The organism is Rathayibacter sp. AY1F4 (genome assembly GCF_002931775.1).
Lineage (GTDB): Bacteria > Actinomycetota > Actinomycetes > Actinomycetales > Microbacteriaceae > Rathayibacter.
Genome location: NZ_PSVE01000009.1, coordinates 123,953 through 141,961, shown reverse-complemented (window position 1 = coordinate 141,961; position 18,009 = coordinate 123,953). Strand labels below are relative to the sequence as shown.

Below are 18,009 nucleotides of genomic sequence, written 5' to 3'. Positions count from 1 at the left end.
GCCGATGGTACTGCAGGGGGGACCCTGTGGGAGAGTAGGACACCGCCGGACACCATTCACGATGGCCACCCAGAAATGGGTGGCCATCGCTGTTTAACCGGTCGGTCTCTGTTCGAGGAGGAACAGGCCGGCTGGAGCGACGATGACCGTCGTCGCCCGACTCCGGAACGAGGAGCAGCGATGACTCAGCACGACCCGACGCCCTCTCCGGAATCGAGGCCGCTCCAGAACGGCTTCGACCCCGAAGAGGAACACGTCCTGTCAGACGAGCTCCTCCGGATCGAGCAGACTCCGCTCAACGAGAGGGCAGCCGGATACGTCCAGCTGCAGGAGCAGCTGCGCATCCGACTCGAGAACGCGGACCGCGACCGATGACCGAAGACTCGCGACTCGACTCGGCTCTCGCCGAACGGGGCATCGCCCGGTCCCGCACCCATGCCGCTCGGATGATCGCCGACGGTCTGGTGACGGTGGACGGCGTCCCTGCACTGAAGCCCTCGACCCGCGTCCGCGACGATCAGGACGTCGCGGTCGCCGGCCTCGACCACTACGTCAGCCGGGCCGCCCACAAGCTGCTCGCCGCCCTCGACACCTTCGCGACGGTGCGAGTCGCCGGCCGGAACGCTCTCGACGTCGGGGCGTCGACGGGGGGGTTCTCGCAGGTCCTGCTCGAGCGCGGCGCCGTCTCGGTGATCGCGCTCGACGTCGGGCACGCCCAGCTCGCTCCGCGGATCCGGTCCGACGATCGCGTCCACGTGGTGGAGGGGTTCAATGCGCGGGATCTCACCGCCGCCCGGCTCGCCGAAGCCGCCAGGACGGAGATCGTCCCGGACCTGGTCGTGTCCGACGTGTCCTTCATCTCCCTGCGGATGGTTCTGCCTCCCGTCGCCGCCTCCGTGGATCCGCTCGCCGACTTCGTGGTGCTGGTGAAGCCGCAGTTCGAGGTCGGCCGCTTGGGGGTGCGGGAGGGGATCGTCCGGGATCCGGAGCTGCGTCGCGAGGCCCTCTCGGACGTCCTGTGGTCGGCGTGGGACCTGGGGCTCGGCGTCGTCGGGCTGGCCGAGTCGCCACTCCCGGGGGGCGCTGGGAATCGCGAGTATCTGGCGCACCTCCACCGCGACCGCGGAACGATTCCGACAGAATGGAGGGACGCGGTCACCGCGCTCACCACCGGGTGACGCGATCGTGTCCGCCGCTGTCGACCGACCAGAAGGACACACCCTCGATGCAGTCCCCTCGTGACGAGCGCAACATCCTCGTCGTCGCCCACACCGGACGGACGGACTCCCTCGATGCGGCGGTCCTCGTCGTCGAGCGTCTCCGGAACTCCGGCGCCCACCCCGTCCTCTGCGCCGACGACAAGGGCGACATCGTCGCGGTCGCTCCGGATCTGAGCGACGTCGCCGTGCTCGGGTCCGACGTGCCGCTCGAGTCCATCGAGCTCGTGTTCGTGCTCGGCGGGGACGGGACCATCCTCCGCGCGGCGGAGATCGTCCGGTCCGGGACGGCCCCTCTGCTCGGCGTGAACCTCGGCCACGTCGGGTTCCTCGCCGAGAGCGAGCGGGACGATCTCGACGACGCCGTCGCCCGTGCGCTCGACGGCGACTACGCGGTCGAGGAGCGGATGACCCTGCAGGTGCGCGTCAAGATCGACGAGGCCGTCGTCTACGAGACCTGGGCGCTCAACGAGGCCACTGTCGAGAAGGGCAGTCGCGAGCGGATGCTCGAGGTCATGGTGGGCGTCGACGGACGTCCGCTGTCGAGCTTCGGCTGCGACGGCATCGTCGTGTCCACTCCGACCGGTTCCACCGCTTACGCCTTCTCCGGGGGCGGCCCCGTCGTGTGGCCGACCGTCGAGGCGATGCTCCTCGTTCCGCTCAGTGCCCATGCGCTCTTCGCGCGGCCCCTCGTCGTGGGCCCGTCGTCGAGCCTCGCCGTCGAGGTCAAGGAGAGGACCGACGGCGTCGGCGTCCTCTGGGCCGACGGCCGGCGCGCCTACGAGCTGCCGCCGGGAGCGCGCGTCGTCTACCGGCGCTCGCCCGTGCCCGTGCGCTTCGCACGCCTGCACGACGCCCCCTTCACCGATCGACTCGTGCACAAGTTCGGTCTCCCCATCCGCGGATGGCGGGGGTCGGCGGAGACGGAGTAAGGCCCGATGCTCGAAGAGCTGCAGATCCGCGACCTCGGAGTGATCGCCGAGGCGACGCTCCCGCTCGGACCGGGCTTCACCGCGGTCACCGGCGAGACCGGCGCCGGCAAGACGATGGTGGTCACGGCGCTCGGCCTCGTGCTGGGCGCGCGCTCGGACGCGTCCGCGGTGCGCTCGGGAGCGAAGCAGGCCTGGGTGTCGGGGCGCTGGCTGGTCCCCGAGCAGGGCCCGGTCGCCGAGCGCGTCCACGACGCCGGCGGCGATCTCGACGGCCCGGAGCTGCTCCTCGCGCGCTCGGTCTCGGCGGAGGGACGCGGGCGAGCCGTCGTCGGCGGCCGGAGCGCACCGGTCAGCGTGCTGAGCGAGCTCGCCGATCAGCTGGTCGTCGTGCACGGGCAGTCGGACCAGATCCGCCTCCGCTCCGCCGCGGCGCAGCGCGAGGCGCTCGACCGGTTCGGCGGACCCGGTCTCGCCGACGCCCTCCGCGACTACGCGAGCGCCTTCGAGCGCTGGCGGGCCAACCGGGAGGAGCTCGACTCGCTCACCGAGGCCCGGGAGACGCGCGCTCGCGAAGCCGAACGGCTCCGCTCCGCCCTCGCCGAGATCGAGGTGGTCGCCCCCCAGCGCGGGGAGGACGTCGAGCTCGCGGTGCAGTCCGCCCGGCTCGGGAGCATCGAGCAGCTGCGGCTCGCCGCCGGCGAGGCCCGCGAGGCGATCTCGTCCGAGGAGCTGGACGGGCGGGACGCGCTCGGGCTCCTCGAGACGGCGCGGCGCGTGCTGGAGCGGGCGGCCGAGCACGACGCCGCGCTGCAGCCGACGGTCCAGACGCTCGGCGAGGCGGCGGTGCTCCTCGTCGACGCCGCCGGCGGGCTCTCCTCGTACCTGGCGGAGCTCGACCTCGACGGCGCGCACGACCTGGAGCTGATCGAGAACCGGCGGGCGGAGCTGTCTCTGCTCGCCCGCACCTACGGACCGACGCTGGACGACGTGCTCGACCTGGTGGACTCCTCCGGACTCCGCCTGCTCGAGCTCGACGGCGACGACGAGAGGATCGCGGCTCTCGAGGCCGACACCGCGGCCGACGCGGACCTCGTCGACCGCCTCGCGACCCGGCTGACCGAGCTGCGGACTGCGGCGGCCGCCGAGCTGGGGGAGCGGGTCAGCGACGAGCTCACCGCGCTGGCCATGGCGGATGCGCGCCTGCACGTGAAGGTGACGGCCGCGGGGGAGCCGAGCGTTCACGGGCGCGACTCCGTCGAGATGCTGCTCCAGCCGCACACCGGGGCCGCACCCCGGCCCCTCGCCCGCGGAGCCTCGGGCGGCGAGCTCTCGCGGGTGATGCTCGCGATCGAGGTCGTGGTCGCCGCCAACGACCCCGTGCCGACGTTCGTCTTCGACGAGGTCGACGCAGGGGTCGGCGGAGCAGCGGCGATCGAGATCGGCCGACGGCTCGCGCGGCTCGCCGAGACGTCGCAGGTCATCGTGGTGACCCACCTGGCGCAGGTCGCCGCATTCGCCACGAACCACCTCCGCGTCGAGAAGGGCTCGGACGGCGCGGTGACCTCGAGCGCCGTGACGCAGCTCGACTCCGAGGAGCGGGTGTCCGAGATGGCGCGCCTGCTCTCGGGGCTCACCGACTCGGCCAATGCTCTCGCTCATGCGCGGGAGCTCCTCGAATCGAGCCGGCGGGGCTGATAGCGAGCGGCCCGGGACGACATCGATCCGTCCCGGGCGGTCCGCCGCCGCCGTTCTGCTGTTACGGTGGAACCCCGTGGTGGACTTTACGAACGCGGGCCTTTCCTCTTCTTCTCCCTCGGATCCCGAGGGCTCCTCCGGGTCCTCGACCCGGAACGCTTCGACGGCCGGGCAGGACGCCCCCTCGAAGATCACGAAGCACATCTTCGTCACCGGCGGTGTCGTCTCCTCGCTCGGCAAGGGACTCACGGCCGCGAGCCTGGGCAACCTGCTGACCGCGCGCGGGCTGCGCGTCGTCATGCAGAAGCTCGACCCGTACCTCAACGTGGACCCGGGGACGATGAACCCGTTCCAGCACGGCGAGGTCTTCGTGACCGACGACGGCGCAGAGACCGACCTCGACATCGGCCACTACGAGCGCTTCCTCGACATCAACCTGAACCAGGCCGCGAACGTCACGACCGGCCAGATCTACTCGAGGGTCATCGCGCGCGAGCGCGCCGGCGAGTACCTCGGCGACACGGTCCAGGTCATCCCGCACATCACGGACGAGATCAAGCGGCGCATGCGCCTCCAGTCGGAGGACGACCCGCAGCCGGACGTCATCATCACCGAGATCGGCGGCACCGTCGGCGACATCGAGAGCCAGCCGTTCATCGAGTCGGCCCGCCAGGTCCGCCACGAGCTCGGCCGCCGCAACGTCTTCTTCGTGCACGTCTCGCTGGTGCCCTTCATGGGCGCCTCCGGCGAGCAGAAGACCAAGCCCACCCAGCACTCCGTCGCGGCGCTGCGCTCGATCGGCATCCAGCCGGACGCCCTGGTGCTGCGGAGCGACCGGCCCGTCTCGGAGTCGAACAAGCGCAAGATCGCGCTGATGTGCGACGTCGACGAGCAGGCCGTAGTCAACGCCAAGGACGTCGCGTCGATCTACGAGATCCCGCAGATGCTCAACGAGCAGGGCCTCGACGCCTACATCATCGACCAGCTGGGCCTCCCGGCCGGCGAGGTCGTCTGGGACGGCTGGTCGCGACTGCTCGAGGCCGTGCACGAGCCCAAGCACGAGGTCACCATCGGTCTGGTCGGGAAGTACATCGACCTGCCCGACGCCTACCTCTCCGTGACGGAGGCTCTGCGAGCCGGGGGCTTCGCGCAGCAGACGAAGGTCGCCATCCGCTGGATCGCCTCCGACGGGCTCGAGGACCCCGAGGCTGCGGCCAAGGCGCTCTCCGAGCTCGACGGCATCTGCGTGCCCGGCGGCTTCGGCATCCGCGGCATCGAGGGCAAGCTCGGCGCGCTGCGCTTCGCGCGGGAGAACGGGATCCCGACGCTCGGGCTCTGCCTCGGCCTGCAGTGCATGGTCATCGAGTACGCCCGCAACGAGGCCGGCCTCGAGGGGGCCTCGTCGTCGGAGTTCGATCCGGAGACGGAGTTCCCCGTCATCGCGACGATGGCCGAGCAGGTCGAGATCCTCGCGTCCGGGGACATGGGCGGCACGATGCGCCTCGGCCTCTACACGGCCGAGCTCGCCGAGGGCTCGATCGTCGCCGAGGTGTACGGCGCACCTGAGGCTGCCGAGCGCCACCGTCACCGCTACGAGGTCAACAACCGCTACCGCGACCGGATCGCCGAGGCGGGGCTCTGGTTCTCGGGCCTCTCGCCCGACGGCCACCTCGTGGAGTACGTCGAGCTGCCCCGCGAGAAGCACCCCTACTACGTGGGCACGCAGGCGCACCCGGAGCTCCGCTCGCGCCCGAACGCCGCGCACCCGCTCTTCCGCGGCCTCGTGACCGCCGCCCTCGAGCGCCAGGAGGCCTCGCGCCTCTTCCCGGCATCGGAGGCGGGCGCCGATGAGTGAGCCGCTGTCGGACGAGCTCGTCAAGCCGGAGGTCCTGACCAGTGAGCGCGTCTTCGACGGAATGGTCTGGGGCGTCCGCGCGGAGACGTTCCGCTACGGCGGCGGCGAGCTGCGCCGGGAGTTCCTCGATCACACGGGAGCCGTCGCGGTGCTGGCCCTCGACGACGAGGACCGCGTCGCCCTGATCAAGCAGTACCGGCACCCGGTCCGCACCCGCGAGTGGGAGATCCCGGCCGGCCTGCTCGACGTGGAGGGCGAGGATCCGCTGGTCGCCGCTCAGCGGGAGCTGGGCGAGGAGACGGACCTGCAGGCCGAGCGCTGGGACCTGCTCTCGGAGTTCGCCACTTCGCCGGGCGGCAGCGACGAGGTCATCCGGATCTACCTGGCCCGCGGGCTCTCGTCCACCGGCTCCGCCTTCGACCGCGAGGCGGAGGAGGCCGACATGGAGCTGCGGTGGGTGCCGCTGGACGAGGCGGTCGAGGCGGTCCTCGCCCGCCGGGTGCAGAACCCCTCGCTGACGATCGCGGTGCTCGCGGCACACGCGTTCCGCTCGCGCGACTGGGACGGGCTGGGCGACGCGTCTTCGCCGTGGACGCGCCACCCGCTGGTCCGCCACCCCCGGGGGTGAGCCCCCGCGCCTGCGCCGAGGCGTACCTCCGGCAGGCGAGCGTGGAGCGCGGGCTCTCGGCGCACACGCTCGCGGCCTACCGGCGCGACCTGGAGCTCTACCTCGGCTGGCTCGAGGAGCGCGGGACCGTCGATCTGGCGCAGCTCGGACGCGTCGACGTGGGGGAGTTCTCCTCCTGGCTGGCCGCGCGCCCGGAGCGGCCGCTCGCGGCGAGCTCGCGCGCACGGATCCTCTCGAGCGTCCGAGGGCTGCACCGCTTCGCCCTCGAGGAGGGGGTCGTCGCGGACGACGTGGCCCGGGACGTGGTGCCGCCGAAGATCCCGATGACCCTGCCGAAGGCGGTCACGGTCGAGCAGATGGCGGCACTGCTCGACGCGGCGCGCGGCGAGGAGCTCGCGGACCTGCGGGACCGGGCCCTGCTGGAGCTGCTCTACGCGACGGGCGCGCGCATCTCGGAGGCGGTGGACCTGAACGTCGACGACGTGGTCGCCGCGGAGGTGGTGCGGCTGACGGGCAAGGGGTCCAAGCAGCGGATGGTGCCGCTCGGCCGCTTCGCCCGCGAGGCGGTCGACGAGTACCTCGTGCGTGCGCGGCCCGAGCTCTCGCGGAGGGGGCGCGCGACGCCGGCGCTCTTCCTGGGGGTCCGCGGGAGCCGCCTGTCGCGGCAGAGCGCCTGGCTGGTCATCCGCGCCGTCGCCGAGAAGGCCGGGCTGGACCGGGAGATCTCGCCGCACACCTTCCGGCACTCCTTCGCGACCCACCTGCTCGCGGGCGGCGCCGACGTCCGCGTGGTGCAGGAGCTCCTCGGGCACGCCTCGGTGGCGACGACGCAGATCTACACGCTGGTGACCGCGGACACGCTTCGGGACGTCTACACGTCCGCGCACCCGCGAGCGCGGCGCTAGAGCCGCGGACCCGCGCGGCGGGGCGCGGCGGCCGGGGAGCGGGGCGCCGGTACACTCGTCGGAGGCCGCGCGGGAGCGCACGCCGCCACGGAAGCGAGGACGACGCAGGTGACACGCAAGACGGACGACAAGGCCGAGCTCACCGGTCTCGAAGCCCCGACGCTCGGCCCGACCGGCCGCCCCCTGCGCGACTTCCCGCTGCCGGTGGAGCTCACCGGTCACGGCCCCGCTCGGATCATCTCCCTCTGCAACCAGAAGGGCGGCGTCGGCAAGACGACGACGACCATCAACCTGGGCGCGACCCTCGCCGAGTACGGCCGCCGTGTGCTGGCCATCGACTTCGACCCGCAGGGCGCCCTCTCGGCCGGCCTCGGGGTCACCACCTACGACGCCATCACGATCTACGACCTGCTCCTCGGCACCGTGAAGGACCCGGCCGAGGCGATCCGGAGGACCCGCGTGCCGGGCCTGGACGTCATCCCGGCCAACATCGACCTCTCCGCCGCCGAGGTCCACCTCGTCAACGAGGTCGCGCGCGAGCAGATCCTCGCCCGCGTGCTCCGCAAGGTGAGCGCGGACTACGACGTCATCCTGATCGACTGCCAGCCCTCGCTGGGCCTGCTCACGGTCAACGCGCTCACCGCGAGCCACGGCGTGCTCATCCCGCTCGAGTGCGAGTTCTTCGCGCTGCGCGGCGTCGCCCTGCTGATCGAGACGATCGACAAGGTCCGCGACCGGCTCAACCCGGTGATCGAGCTCGACGGCATCCTGCCCACGATGTACGACTCCCGCACCCTGCACTCGCGGGAGGTGCTCGACCGGGTGGTCGACGCCTTCGGCGACAGCGTGCTCGAGACGGTGATCGGCCGCACGGTGAAGTTCCCGGACGCCAGCGTGTCCGGCGTCCCGATCACCCAGTTCGCGCCCGAGCACAACGCCGCGAAGGCGTACCGCAAGCTCGCCAGGGAGCTGATCTCGCGTGGCGCGGTCGCCTGAGGTCCTCCTCGAGGAGCGCACCGCTCCCACCGGGTTCCACCTCGCGCTGACCAACTTCGAGGGTCCGTTCGACCTCCTGCTGAGCCTCATCGCGAAGCAGCAGGTCGACATCACCGAGATCGCCCTGAGCGCCGTGACGGACGAGTTCCTCTCGTACCTGCACGGGATCGACTCGCTCGAGGGGCTGGACCGCGCGTCGGAGTTCCTCGTCGTCGCCGCGACGCTCCTCGACCTGAAGATCGCCGGACTCCTGCCCCAGGGCGAGCTCGTGGACGCGGAGGACGCGGCGCTGCTGGAGGCGCGCGACCTGCTGTTCGCCCGGCTCCTGCAGTACCGGGCCTTCAAGCAGGTGTCGTCGTGGTTGGCCGAGCGCATCGCGATCGAGGCCGCCCGCCACGTGCGGGACGTGCCTCTGGAGGAGGAGTACCGGTCCGCGAAGCCGGAGCTAGTCTGGACCCTGTCGCCCGCCGACTTCGCCGCCCTCGCGACCGTCGCCCTCGCTCCGCGCGAGCTGCCGACGGTGGGCCTGGACCACCTGCACGCCCCGCAGATCAGCATCCGGGAGCAGGCCGCCCACGTCGTGGCGATGCTGCGCGCCCGCGGGAGGGCCACCTTCGGCGAGCTGATCGCGGACGCCGACGAGAAGGGCGTGATCGTCGCGCGCTTCCTGGCCGTGCTCGAGCTCTACCGGCACGCTGCGATCTCGTTCGACCAGCCGGAGCCGCTCGGCGAGCTCACGCTGCGCTGGGTCGCCGAGCAGTGGAGCGATGCGAGCCTCGCCGCGCTCGGAGCCGACTATGACTCCTGACGCCGGCCCCGGGACCGTCGCTTTCGAGATCGACCGGGCGATCGAGGCGATCCTGATGGTCGCGGACGAGCCGCAGCCGCTCGCCTCCCTCGCGACCGCGCTGTCGAGGCCGATCGCCGTGGTCCGCCAGTCGATCGAGCGCCTGGTAGCCGACTACGACGGCGCCGACGGGGCGATCCGCCGGGGCTTCGAGCTGCGCGAGGTCGGTGCCGGCTGGCGGATCTACGTGCGCCGCGAGTACGACCCGGTGGTCAAGGACTTCGTCCTGACGCAGAACCCGACGCGGCTCTCGCAGGCGGCGCTCGAGACGCTCGCCGTGATCGCCTACAAGCAGCCGGTCTCGCGCGGTCAGGTCGCGCAGATCCGCGCGGTCAACGTCGACTCCGTCGCGCGCACCCTCCTCGGCCGCGGCCTCATCGCGGAGGTCGGCCATGACCCCGAGACGGGCGCGGTCCTCTACGGCACCACCGAGCAGCTGCTCGTGCACCTCGGCCTCACCTCGCTCGACGAGCTGCCGAAGATCTCCCCCCTACTGAGCGACGGAAGAGACGGATTCGATGAGCGCGCCTGACAGCGGCCCCGACGGCGAACGACTGCAGAAGGTCCTCGCGGCAGCGGGGGTCGCCTCCCGACGAGTGGTCGAGGAGATGATCGTGGCGCGGCGCATCCGCGTCAACGGCGAGGTGGCGGACGAGCTCGGCCGCCGCATCGACCCGGCGACCGACCGGATCGAGGTCGACGGGGTCGCGGTGCAGCTGGACACCTCGCGCCGCTACGTGATGCTCAACAAGCCGATCGGCGTCGTCAGCTCGCTGGCGGACGAGAACGGACGCACCGACCTCAGCCTCTACACGAAGAACTTCGAGGAGCGGCTGTTCAACGTCGGGCGCCTCGACGCCGAGACCTCGGGCCTGCTGGTGCTGACCAACGACGGCGAGCTCGCCCACGTCCTCGCGCACCCGTCGTTCGGAGTGACGAAGACCTACATCGCGAAGGTGCACGGGCAGGTCCTCCCGCAGACGATCGCGACGCTGACCTCCGGGATCGAGCTCGACGACGGACCGGTGGCCGCCGACAAGGCGCGTCTCCTCGGCCGGCCGGAGGGCCGCTCGAACGCCTCGCTCGTCGAGATCACCCTGCACTCCGGGCGCAACCGGGTCGTCCGCCGGATGATGGCGGCGGTCGGCCACCCCGTCATCGAGCTCGTCCGCCGCCAGTTCGGGCCGCTGCACCTGGGCACCCTGCGCTCGGGCGATCTGCGCGACCTGACCCGGGAGGAGCTGGGCGCGCTGCTGACGATCGCGCGGCAGGGCGGCGAGGCAGTGGCGGCCGCTCCCGCGGTCCCCTCGAAGAAGGCGAGCGCGGGGGCGCGGCGGCCCCGGCCGGACAGCGGCGAGCGCGGCGCCCCGGCGGAGCGCGGCTCGGCCGGGCGATCCTCCGACCGCGGCGGCTCGGCGGGACGGTCGTCCGATCGCGGCGGCTCCTCCGCCGGCGGCGGGCGGAGCGACGGTCCTCCGCGCCGGTCCGGCGCCGACAAGCAGCGCCGCGCCGATCGCTAGGCTGTCGGGGTGAACGAGCTCCTGCACCCCGCGCCGCCCGCGATGCGGACGACCGGGACGGTGCGGGTGGTCGGCTCCGGACTGCTCGGCGCCTCCATCGGCCTCGGCCTCGCCTCCCGCGGGATCGACGTCGTCCTCGACGACGCCTCGCCCGCGAGCCTCTCCCTCGCCATCGACTACGGGGCCGGCCGCGCCGCCTCCGCCGACGACCGGCCCTCCGTCGTCGTCGTCTGCGTCCCCCCTGACGTCACCGCGAGCGTCGTCGAGCGCGAGCTCGCGGCGCATCCCGGAGCCGTCGTCACCGACGTGGCGAGCGTCAAGACCCAGCCGCTGCGCGAGTTGCGCTCCCGCGGCGTCGACCTCGCCCGCTACATCGGCTCGCACCCGATGGCCGGCCGCGAGCGCGGCGGACCGGTCGCCGCGCGGGGAGACCTCTTCGTCGGCAGACCCTGGGTGATCTGCCGCGACGGCGAGACCGCGCCCGACGCGCTCGCACGGGTGGAGGGCCTCGCTCTCGACCTCGGCGGCACCATCGTCGAGATGGACCCGGAGGAGCACGACCTCTCGGTCGGCCTCGTCTCGCACGCCCCGCAGGTGATCTCGTCACTGCTCGGCCAGCGCCTCCTCGACGCCCCGAACGCGGCGCTCCGCCTCGCCGGGCAGGGCGTCCGCGACGTCTCGCGCCTGGCGGCCTCGGCCCCCGAGCTCTGGATGCAGATCCTGGCCGCGAACCGCGAGCACGTCGTCGCGGTGCTCGACGCCTTCCGCGACGACGTCGCCGCGGTCGCCGACGCGCTTCGCGACCTCGAGGCGCCCGGCTCGCGCCGCGTGCTCGCCGAGCACCTGGCCGCGGGCAACGCCGGAGTGGCGCGCCTGCCCGGCAAGCATGGCCAGGACCAGCGCTTCTCGACCCTGATCGTCCTCGTCGACGACTCTCCCGGAACCCTCGCGCGGCTCCTGGTGGAGATCGGCGAGGCGGGCGTCAATCTCGAGGACGTGCGCCTCGAGCACGCGCAGGGGCGCCGAGTGGGTCTCGCCGAGATCTCGGTGGTGCCCGAAGCGGTCGCGCCGCTGACCGAAGAACTGACCATACGCGGCTGGAGGATCGCCGGATGAGCACCGAGCAGAACAGGCAGGAGGGCGGCCTGAACAGGATGACGCCCGCCCGCCGGGCACAGCAGAGCATCCCGGAGGACGGGGGCGCGGCTCCCGAGCGCGAGGCGCGCTCCGAGGCCGCCGAGCAGGGCGACTTCGGCGAGGCTGTCGTGGTCGCCATCGACGGCCCGGCCGGCAGCGGCAAGTCCAGCGTGTCGAGGGCTGCCGCCCGCCGCCTCGACTACGAGTTCCTCGACACGGGAGCGGCCTACCGCGCGCTCGCCTGGCACGGGCTCGACCGCGGCCTCGACTTCGAGGACCAGGACGCGATCGTCGACGCGCTCGACGGCTTCGACTACTCCATCGGCACCGACCCCGAGTCGTACTCGGTGTGGGTCGGTCCGACCGAGGTGACCGCCGCCATCCGCGAGCCCCGGGTGACCGCGCGCGTCTCGGCCGTGGCGAAGGTCCCCGAGGTCCGTCGGAGGATCACCGTGCTGTTCCGGAGGATCATCGGCGAGACGCGCCGGGAGGGCATCATCGTCGAGGGCCGCGACATCACGACGGTCGTCGCACCGACCGCTCCGGTCCGGATCCTGCTGACGGCGAGCGAAGAGGCTAGAATGGCCAGGCGTTCGCGCGAGGTCACCACGGAATCCGCCGAGGCGACGGGTCAGGCGCTGCGGTCGAGGGACCGCGCCGACTCGCAGGTGGTCGACTTCATGAACGCCGCAGAAGGAGTCACTCTTCTCGACTCCACTCATCTCGACTTCGAGCAGACCGTCGACGCGGTCGTCGCCGAGGTCCGAACTTCGAGAGCAAGGGCCGGTCATGGCACAGGACACGCACGTCGGTGACGACGAGCTGAACTTCGGAGACGACGACCTCGTCGAGCGCCTCGGCGACCTCGACGAGCAGCTCGCCTCCTCACGCGCGCAGGCGCTCCGCAGCGGACTCGAGGACTACGACCTCGACGAGGAGGACCTCGACCTCCTCGAGTTCGCCGGGGAGGACTCGGACGAGGTCCGCTACCTCCCCGCCCTCCCGGTCGTGGCGATCGTGGGCCGCCCCAACGTCGGCAAGTCCGCGCTGGTGAACCGCATCCTCGGCCGCCGCGAGGCCGTCGTCGAGGACACCCCGGGCGTCACGCGCGACCGCGTGTCCTACAAGGCGGAGTGGATCGACAGGGCGTTCACCATCGTCGACACCGGCGGCTGGGAGCCCGACGCCCGCGGCATCGACGCCTCCGTCGCCATGCAGGCCGAGATCGCCATCGACCTCGCCGACGCCGTCATCTTCGTCGTCGACGCGAACGTGGGCGCGACCGCGACCGACGAGCACGTCGTGAAGCTGCTGCGCAAGACGAAGAAGCCGGTCTTCCTCGCCGCCAACAAGGTGGACGACGCCCGCCAGGAGCCGAACGCCGCATCGCTGTGGTCGCTCGGCCTGGGCGAGCCCCGCCCCGTCTCGGCCGTCCACGGCCGCGGCGTCGCCGACCTTCTCGACGCGGTGCTCGAGAAGCTCCCTCTGGAGTCGGCCGTCGCCAAGCGCGAGGTCGGCGGACCGCGCCGCGTCGCGATCCTCGGCCGCCCGAACGTCGGCAAGTCCAGCCTGCTCAACAAGGCGGCGGGGGAGGAGCGGGTCGTCGTCAACGAGCTCGCCGGCACCACCCGCGACCCGGTCGACGAGCAGGTCGAGATCGCCGGCAAGGTCTGGCGCTTCGTCGACACCGCGGGCATCCGCCGCCGCGTGCACCTCCAGCAGGGCGCCGATTTCTACGCGTCGCTGCGCACCTCGACCGCGCTCGAGAAGGCCGAGGTCGCCGTCGTCGTCCTCGACGTCTCGCAGCCGATCTCGGAGCAGGACGTCCGCATCATCGACCTGGTGCTGGAGTCGGGCCGGGCGCTCGTGCTCGCCTTCAACAAGTGGGACCTCCTCGACGACGAGCGCCGCCGCTACCTCGAGCGCGAGATCGAGACCGACCTCGCCCACGTGGCGTGGGCGCCCCGCGTCAACATCTCGGCCCGCACCGGCCGCCACCTCGAGAAGCTCGTGCCGGCGCTCGAGCTCGCCCTGGAGTCGTGGGACACCCGCATCCCGACGGGCAAGTTCAACGCCTTCCTCGCCGAGCTCACCGCGGCGCACCCGCACCCCCTCCGCGGAGGCAAGCAGCCCCGCGTGCTCTTCGGCACGCAGGCCTCGTCGCGCCCGCCGACATTCGTCCTCTTCACGACCGGGTTCCTCGACCCTGGCTACCGCCGCTACATCGCACGCCGCCTGCGCGAGATCTACGGCTTCCAGGGTTCGCCGGTGAACGTCAACATGCGCGTCCGCGAGAAGCGCGCGCGCTGAGCGCAGCCGCACCGTGACCGGCCCGTGGGAGATCCTCCTGCGGGCCGTTCGCGTCCCCGGAGCGATCGCCTGGTCACGAAAGGTCGGTCCCTCCGGCGGGACCCGATCGTCCGCGACGCCCGGAGCCGTCGACAGCTCGGTGACGGTCGACCGTGGCGTCCGACCCCTGGCCGAGTCGACTCACGGGTGACCGCGCGGCGCGGACTCCGAAGCAGTACGCCGGTCAGTCGCCGGTGGCGAACGGCCACCACGGCGGCAGGAGCCGGCGGTAGGCCGCGAGGTAGCTGTCGGGGTCGCGCGGCTCCGGGAGGCGGAGCCACTGCTCCATCAGACCGACGGAGCCCGCCGCGAGGTACGAGGCCGTCGCGTCCTCGAGGAACCCGGGCGGGGCGTCGGCGGCGGGCACGTCCAGCACGCCGGTGTCGAGGGTCGCGGAGACCGCGGTGCGGAAGTGGCCGGCGAGCATCGCGCGCAGCCCCGAGTCCCCGCCGGGGGCGTCGAAGGCGCGGAGGTACAGATCACGGTGGCCGTCGAGGTGGCCGAGGACGCGCGCCGTGCCCTCGCGGATGCTGGCGTCGGTCGCGGCGCCGCTGCGGAGCTGCTTCAGGTAGCCCTCGCGGATCGCATCGAGCTCGTCCCGCAGCGCGGCGCAGAGCAGCTCGGCGGCGGAGGAGGCGTGGGCGTAGAAGGTGGAGCGGTTCACGCCGGCGAGATCCGTGATCTCGGAGACGGTGAGGGTGGCGACGTCGCGGCCGGTCGCGAGTTCGATGATGGCCCGGTGCAGGGCCACCTGTGATCGCTTCTGCCGCGCATCCACTGCTGACGCCTCCCGAGCTGCCGACGGCGCGTCGACCCGTGCCGACGCGTTCCGCGCAGCGAGTCTACGGGGCCCGCTCGTTTTCACTTCCGGCGTCGGCATCCGCTAAGGTAGTCGAGTTGCCCGGGCCTCGGCCCGGTCTGCCACGGGCTGTGGCGCAGCTTGGTAGCGCACTTGACTGGGGGTCAAGGGGTCGCAGGTTCAAATCCTGTCAGCCCGACGGAAAGCCCTGATGAGACCACTGGTCGTCGTCAGGGCTTCCGTCGTTTCCAGGCCTCGTCGTGACGCTGCGGACCGCTCACCGGAGCTCTGCGGCGACCTCGGCGAAGGCCTCGCGACGTCGGGCGGAGCGCGCCTCCCGCTCGGCGGGATCCCGTGCCCAGAGTGCCTGTCGGGACGGGTGGAACGTGCGGATCACCGTGAGGCCGCGCTCGCGCTCGATCGCCGGGTGCCGCCTGAGGAGGCGCCGCTAGCCGTGATCGGCGTCGCCGCCCTGCAGGAGGACAACCTCGACGTCGGGGGCGAGCGCGAGCAGATGCAGGACGGTCTCGACGCCGGCGTCGAGCTGCTCGGCGTTCGGCGCCGCTGCGATGTACCAGGGGTAGGCGTTCCACGGCAGCAGGTCGGCGGGGGCGAGGCCCACCTCGTCCATCAGCCCGGCCATGAGCTCGGCCGTCGGGTCGTCGTTCTCGGTGCAGAGGAAGCCGCTTCCGACGCCGTCCTGGGTGGCGGGGCCGGGATCGCGGAGGACGCTGAGGACGCGCGCCTCCACTCCGCCGTGCAGGGGAGCGACGTAGGGCAGCCAGCCGCGTCCGTAAGGGTTCCGCAGCTCGTCGACCCAGCGGTTCACGGGAGCCACGTGCGGTGAGTAGCGCTGCTCCCACTGGGCGCGGCGGAAGGAGAGGTCGGCCATGGAGCGGGGCATGTCCGCACCCTGGAGGGTCACCGGGGCGGCGCGGCACCCTTCCTGGTCGTCGGCCGTGCCGGCGGCGTCCGGACTGAGAGGCTGGAGCGGCATGCACGGCGTCTCCCCGACCGCCCGCAAGGGCGGCGGCAGGCCGGCTCCCTAGCGTCGGTGGACGTGACCCACTCCGCTCCGCTCGCCCGCTGGTGGCTCGAACCCCGGTGGGCGCGGCTCACCCTCCTCGCGATCCTGTGCGGTTCGACGGTCCTCACCGGCTGGAATCTCGCCCGGGGCGGAGACGCCGTCTTCTACGAGGCGGCGGCACGGTCGATGTCGGAGTCGTGGCACGCGCTGGCGTTCGGAGCCTTCGATCCCGCTGCCACGGTGACGCTGGACAAGCTGGCGGGGTTCGCGGTGCCGCAGGCGCTGAGCATCCGGCTGTTCGGCATGTCGACGTCGTCGATCGCGCTGCCGCAGCTGATCGAGGGGCTGATCACGGTCGCGGCGTGCTCGGTCCTCGGGCTCCGGTGGGGCGGCCGGGGGCTCGGGCTGGTCGCGGCGGCAGCGGCGGCGAGCACGCCGATCTTCGTGTCGATGTTCGGGCACCCGATGGAGGACGGGCTGCTCACGGCGGCACTCGCCGTGGCGCTGGTGTGGTGGCAGCGCGCGGTGCTGACGGAGCGGTGGTGGCCGCTGCTGATGACCGGGCTGTCCATCGGGATCGGCTTCCAGGCGAAGATGATGCAGGCCTGGTTCGTCCTGCCGGCGCTCGTGGTGGCGACTCTCGTCGGGGTGCGCGGGTGGCGCCGAGCCCTCGCCTGGGCGGGCGGGCTCCTGGCCGTCGCGGTGGGCGCCTCCGTGGCGTGGACGGTCGCGATCCAGGCGGTGCCCGCGGGCGACCGGCCGTACATCGACGGGTCGACGGGGAACGACGTGTTCGCGATGGTGTTCGGATTCAACGGGCTCGATCGGCTGATCTCGGGCGCGGTGCCCGGCGCCGTCGTCGCGTCCGCCCACGTCGCGGCGATGGGCGGAGCGGCGGGATCGTCGCCGGTGAAGCTTCTGCTCGCGCAGTACGCGACCCAGGTGGGCTGGCTGTACCCCGCGGCGCTCGCGGGGCTGATCCTGGGGGCGGTGCGCTGGTGGCCGCGGCGGGGGAGCACCCGCGGTCCGTTCGCCCTCCTGGTCCTGGCCGCGGTGTGGCTGGCGACGGCGGCGGCGGTGCTCTCGGTGGCGACGGTGCCGCACACCGCCTACGTCGCGGCGATCGGAGTGCAGCTGGCGCTCCTCGCGGCGCTGGGCTGGGCGGAAGCGGTGCGGCTGCTCGCGTCGACCCGGGTCGTCGCGCGGCTGGTGCTGCCGCTCCTCCTTGTCGCGCAGACGGCGTGGAGCGCGGCGCTCGCCGTGGGCGGGCAGCTGCCCGCGGTGCTGGGCCTGCCGTTCGCGGCGCTCGCCGGAGCAGGGCTCGTCGTGATCGCGGTGGCGGCGCGGCGACGGAGGGGCGGTGCGGTGGAGCGAGCGGTCGGGCGCCGTAGGGGAGCGGCCCGGCGTCGTCCCGTCGCGCTCGCGGCAGCGGTCGTGATCCTGGCCGGGCCGGTCGCGTTCAGCCTGCAGGTGCTCGACGCGTCCCTCGACGGGTCGGGCGGGGACGCGCTCGTCGGCCTGCGCTTCCCGCAGCGGGCCGAGACCTCGGCTCCGTTCGCGGTCTCGTCGCCGGACGCGGTCGGCGGGCACGACTCGATGACCGCCGACGAGACCGGCCTGGTCGCCGCCGCTCGTGCCGCCGGCGGCGGGGTGGACGGGGCGCCCCTGTTCCTCACCGACTCCTGGGCGATCTCGGCGCCGATCATCACGGCGACCGGCGCGAGCGTGCTCACCGACGGCGGCTACTCCGGCCAGGCGCGGGTCTTCACCGAGCAGGACATCACCCGGATGATCGTGGCGGGGCGCACCCACCTGCTGGTGCTGAAGAACTCCGCGCCGCCGACCGAGTCGGTGCGGAAGGCCGCAGTGGCGGACGGGTGCATTGAGCTGCAGGAGTGGGGGCCGGCGGCGACGGAGTCGGGGGAGCACGCCTCCGCGGTCACGGGGTTCTCTCTGTGGAGGTGCGGACCGGTCCCGCAGAGCTCGGCAGGCGGGGTGGCGGCTGTCGGCCGGTGACGGCGTCGGGCGAATCTCGCGTCGATCAGATCGCGACCCCGGCGGAACGGCGAGGAGCGGCTGCCGTCGTCCTGCCGCTCGCAGGA

The 18,009-nt window shown here is 72.6% G+C and carries 16 protein-coding genes, 1 tRNA gene and 1 pseudogene; 16 read left to right on the top strand and 2 right to left on the bottom strand.

The window, feature by feature from the left end:
- The first annotated feature begins 180 nt into the window (after positions 1-180).
- From C5C59_RS07895 to der, 14 genes and pseudogenes are all read left to right on the top strand, one after another.
- Positions 181-375, top strand: coding sequence for a hypothetical protein (locus C5C59_RS07895; RefSeq protein WP_104238569.1), 195 nt, complete (start codon positions 181-183; stop codon positions 373-375).
- Positions 372-1,178, top strand: coding sequence for a TlyA family RNA methyltransferase (locus C5C59_RS07890; protein ID WP_104238570.1), 807 nt, complete (start codon positions 372-374; stop codon positions 1,176-1,178). The genes C5C59_RS07895 and C5C59_RS07890 overlap by 4 nt, the downstream gene beginning before the upstream one ends.
- Positions 1,179-1,225: 47 nt before the next feature.
- The gene (locus C5C59_RS07885) at positions 1,226-2,149 is read left to right on the top strand and encodes an NAD kinase (protein WP_104222498.1); all 924 of its coding nucleotides are present in this window, start codon (positions 1,226-1,228) and stop codon (positions 2,147-2,149) included.
- A 6-nt stretch (positions 2,150-2,155) separates the two neighbouring features.
- Complete coding sequence (recN, locus tag C5C59_RS07880; RefSeq protein ID WP_104238571.1) at positions 2,156-3,844, top strand: DNA repair protein RecN; 1,689 nt, start codon at positions 2,156-2,158, stop codon at positions 3,842-3,844.
- A gap of 190 nt (positions 3,845-4,034) precedes the next feature.
- The gene (locus tag C5C59_RS07875) at positions 4,035-5,699 is read left to right on the top strand and encodes a CTP synthase (RefSeq protein ID WP_104222604.1); all 1,665 of its coding nucleotides are present in this window, start codon (positions 4,035-4,037) and stop codon (positions 5,697-5,699) included.
- Entirely contained in the window at positions 5,692-6,327 is a 636-nt protein-coding gene (locus tag C5C59_RS07870) for an NUDIX hydrolase (protein ID WP_104238572.1), read from the top strand. Before C5C59_RS07875 ends, C5C59_RS07870 begins: the two co-directional genes overlap by 8 nt.
- Positions 6,324-7,232 carry a site-specific tyrosine recombinase XerD gene (gene xerD / locus C5C59_RS07865; protein WP_104238573.1) on the top strand — a complete coding sequence of 303 codons (909 nt, stop codon included), beginning with the start codon at positions 6,324-6,326 and terminating at the stop codon, positions 7,230-7,232. Before C5C59_RS07870 ends, xerD begins: the two co-directional genes overlap by 4 nt.
- Before the next feature lie 108 nt (positions 7,233-7,340).
- The gene (locus C5C59_RS07860; protein ID WP_104222502.1) at positions 7,341-8,228 is read left to right on the top strand and encodes a ParA family protein; all 888 of its coding nucleotides are present in this window, start codon (positions 7,341-7,343) and stop codon (positions 8,226-8,228) included.
- Complete coding sequence (locus tag C5C59_RS07855; protein WP_104238574.1) at positions 8,212-9,036, top strand: ScpA family protein; 825 nt, start codon at positions 8,212-8,214, stop codon at positions 9,034-9,036. The genes C5C59_RS07860 and C5C59_RS07855 overlap by 17 nt, the downstream gene beginning before the upstream one ends.
- The gene (gene scpB / locus C5C59_RS07850) at positions 9,026-9,607 is read left to right on the top strand and encodes an SMC-Scp complex subunit ScpB (RefSeq protein WP_104238575.1); all 582 of its coding nucleotides are present in this window, start codon (positions 9,026-9,028) and stop codon (positions 9,605-9,607) included. Before C5C59_RS07855 ends, scpB begins: the two co-directional genes overlap by 11 nt.
- Positions 9,594-10,364, top strand: a pseudogene (locus C5C59_RS07845) (pseudouridine synthase); the annotation flags it as partial. The gene scpB and the pseudogene C5C59_RS07845, both read left to right, overlap by 14 nt.
- Before the next feature lie 273 nt (positions 10,365-10,637).
- On the top strand, positions 10,638-11,711 hold the full coding sequence (locus C5C59_RS07840; protein ID WP_104222605.1) for a prephenate dehydrogenase: 1,074 nt from the start codon (positions 10,638-10,640) through the stop codon (positions 11,709-11,711).
- On the top strand, positions 11,708-12,547 hold the full coding sequence (gene cmk, locus C5C59_RS07835) for a (d)CMP kinase (RefSeq protein WP_258062648.1): 840 nt from the start codon (positions 11,708-11,710) through the stop codon (positions 12,545-12,547). Before C5C59_RS07840 ends, cmk begins: the two co-directional genes overlap by 4 nt.
- Positions 12,522-14,042, top strand: a complete 1,521-nt coding sequence (der, locus tag C5C59_RS07830; RefSeq protein WP_104222506.1) for a ribosome biogenesis GTPase Der — start codon at positions 12,522-12,524, stop codon at positions 14,040-14,042. Before cmk ends, der begins: the two co-directional genes overlap by 26 nt.
- A 223-nt stretch (positions 14,043-14,265) precedes the next feature.
- Here der and C5C59_RS07825 read toward each other — a convergent pair whose 3' ends face one another.
- Positions 14,266-14,832 carry a TetR/AcrR family transcriptional regulator gene (locus tag C5C59_RS07825; RefSeq protein ID WP_104238577.1) on the bottom strand — a complete coding sequence of 189 codons (567 nt, stop codon included), beginning with the start codon at positions 14,830-14,832 and terminating at the stop codon, positions 14,266-14,268.
- A 173-nt stretch (positions 14,833-15,005) separates the two neighbouring features.
- On the opposite strand from C5C59_RS07825, the gene C5C59_RS07820 reads away from it, so the two are divergent.
- Positions 15,006-15,079: transfer RNA gene (locus tag C5C59_RS07820), tRNA-Pro, on the top strand.
- 249 nt (positions 15,080-15,328) lie between these two features.
- Here the strand turns inward: C5C59_RS07820 and C5C59_RS07815 are convergent.
- Positions 15,329-15,877, bottom strand: coding sequence for a uracil-DNA glycosylase (locus tag C5C59_RS07815; RefSeq protein WP_219812450.1), 549 nt, complete (start codon positions 15,875-15,877; stop codon positions 15,329-15,331).
- A gap of 63 nt (positions 15,878-15,940) precedes the next feature.
- Here C5C59_RS07815 and C5C59_RS07810 point away from each other — a divergent pair, with 63 nt between their 5' ends.
- Positions 15,941-17,923: a glycosyltransferase family 39 protein gene (locus tag C5C59_RS07810; RefSeq protein ID WP_104238578.1), complete on the top strand. Its 1,983-nt coding sequence runs from the start codon at positions 15,941-15,943 to the stop codon at positions 17,921-17,923.
- Positions 17,924-18,009 lie beyond the last annotated feature (86 nt).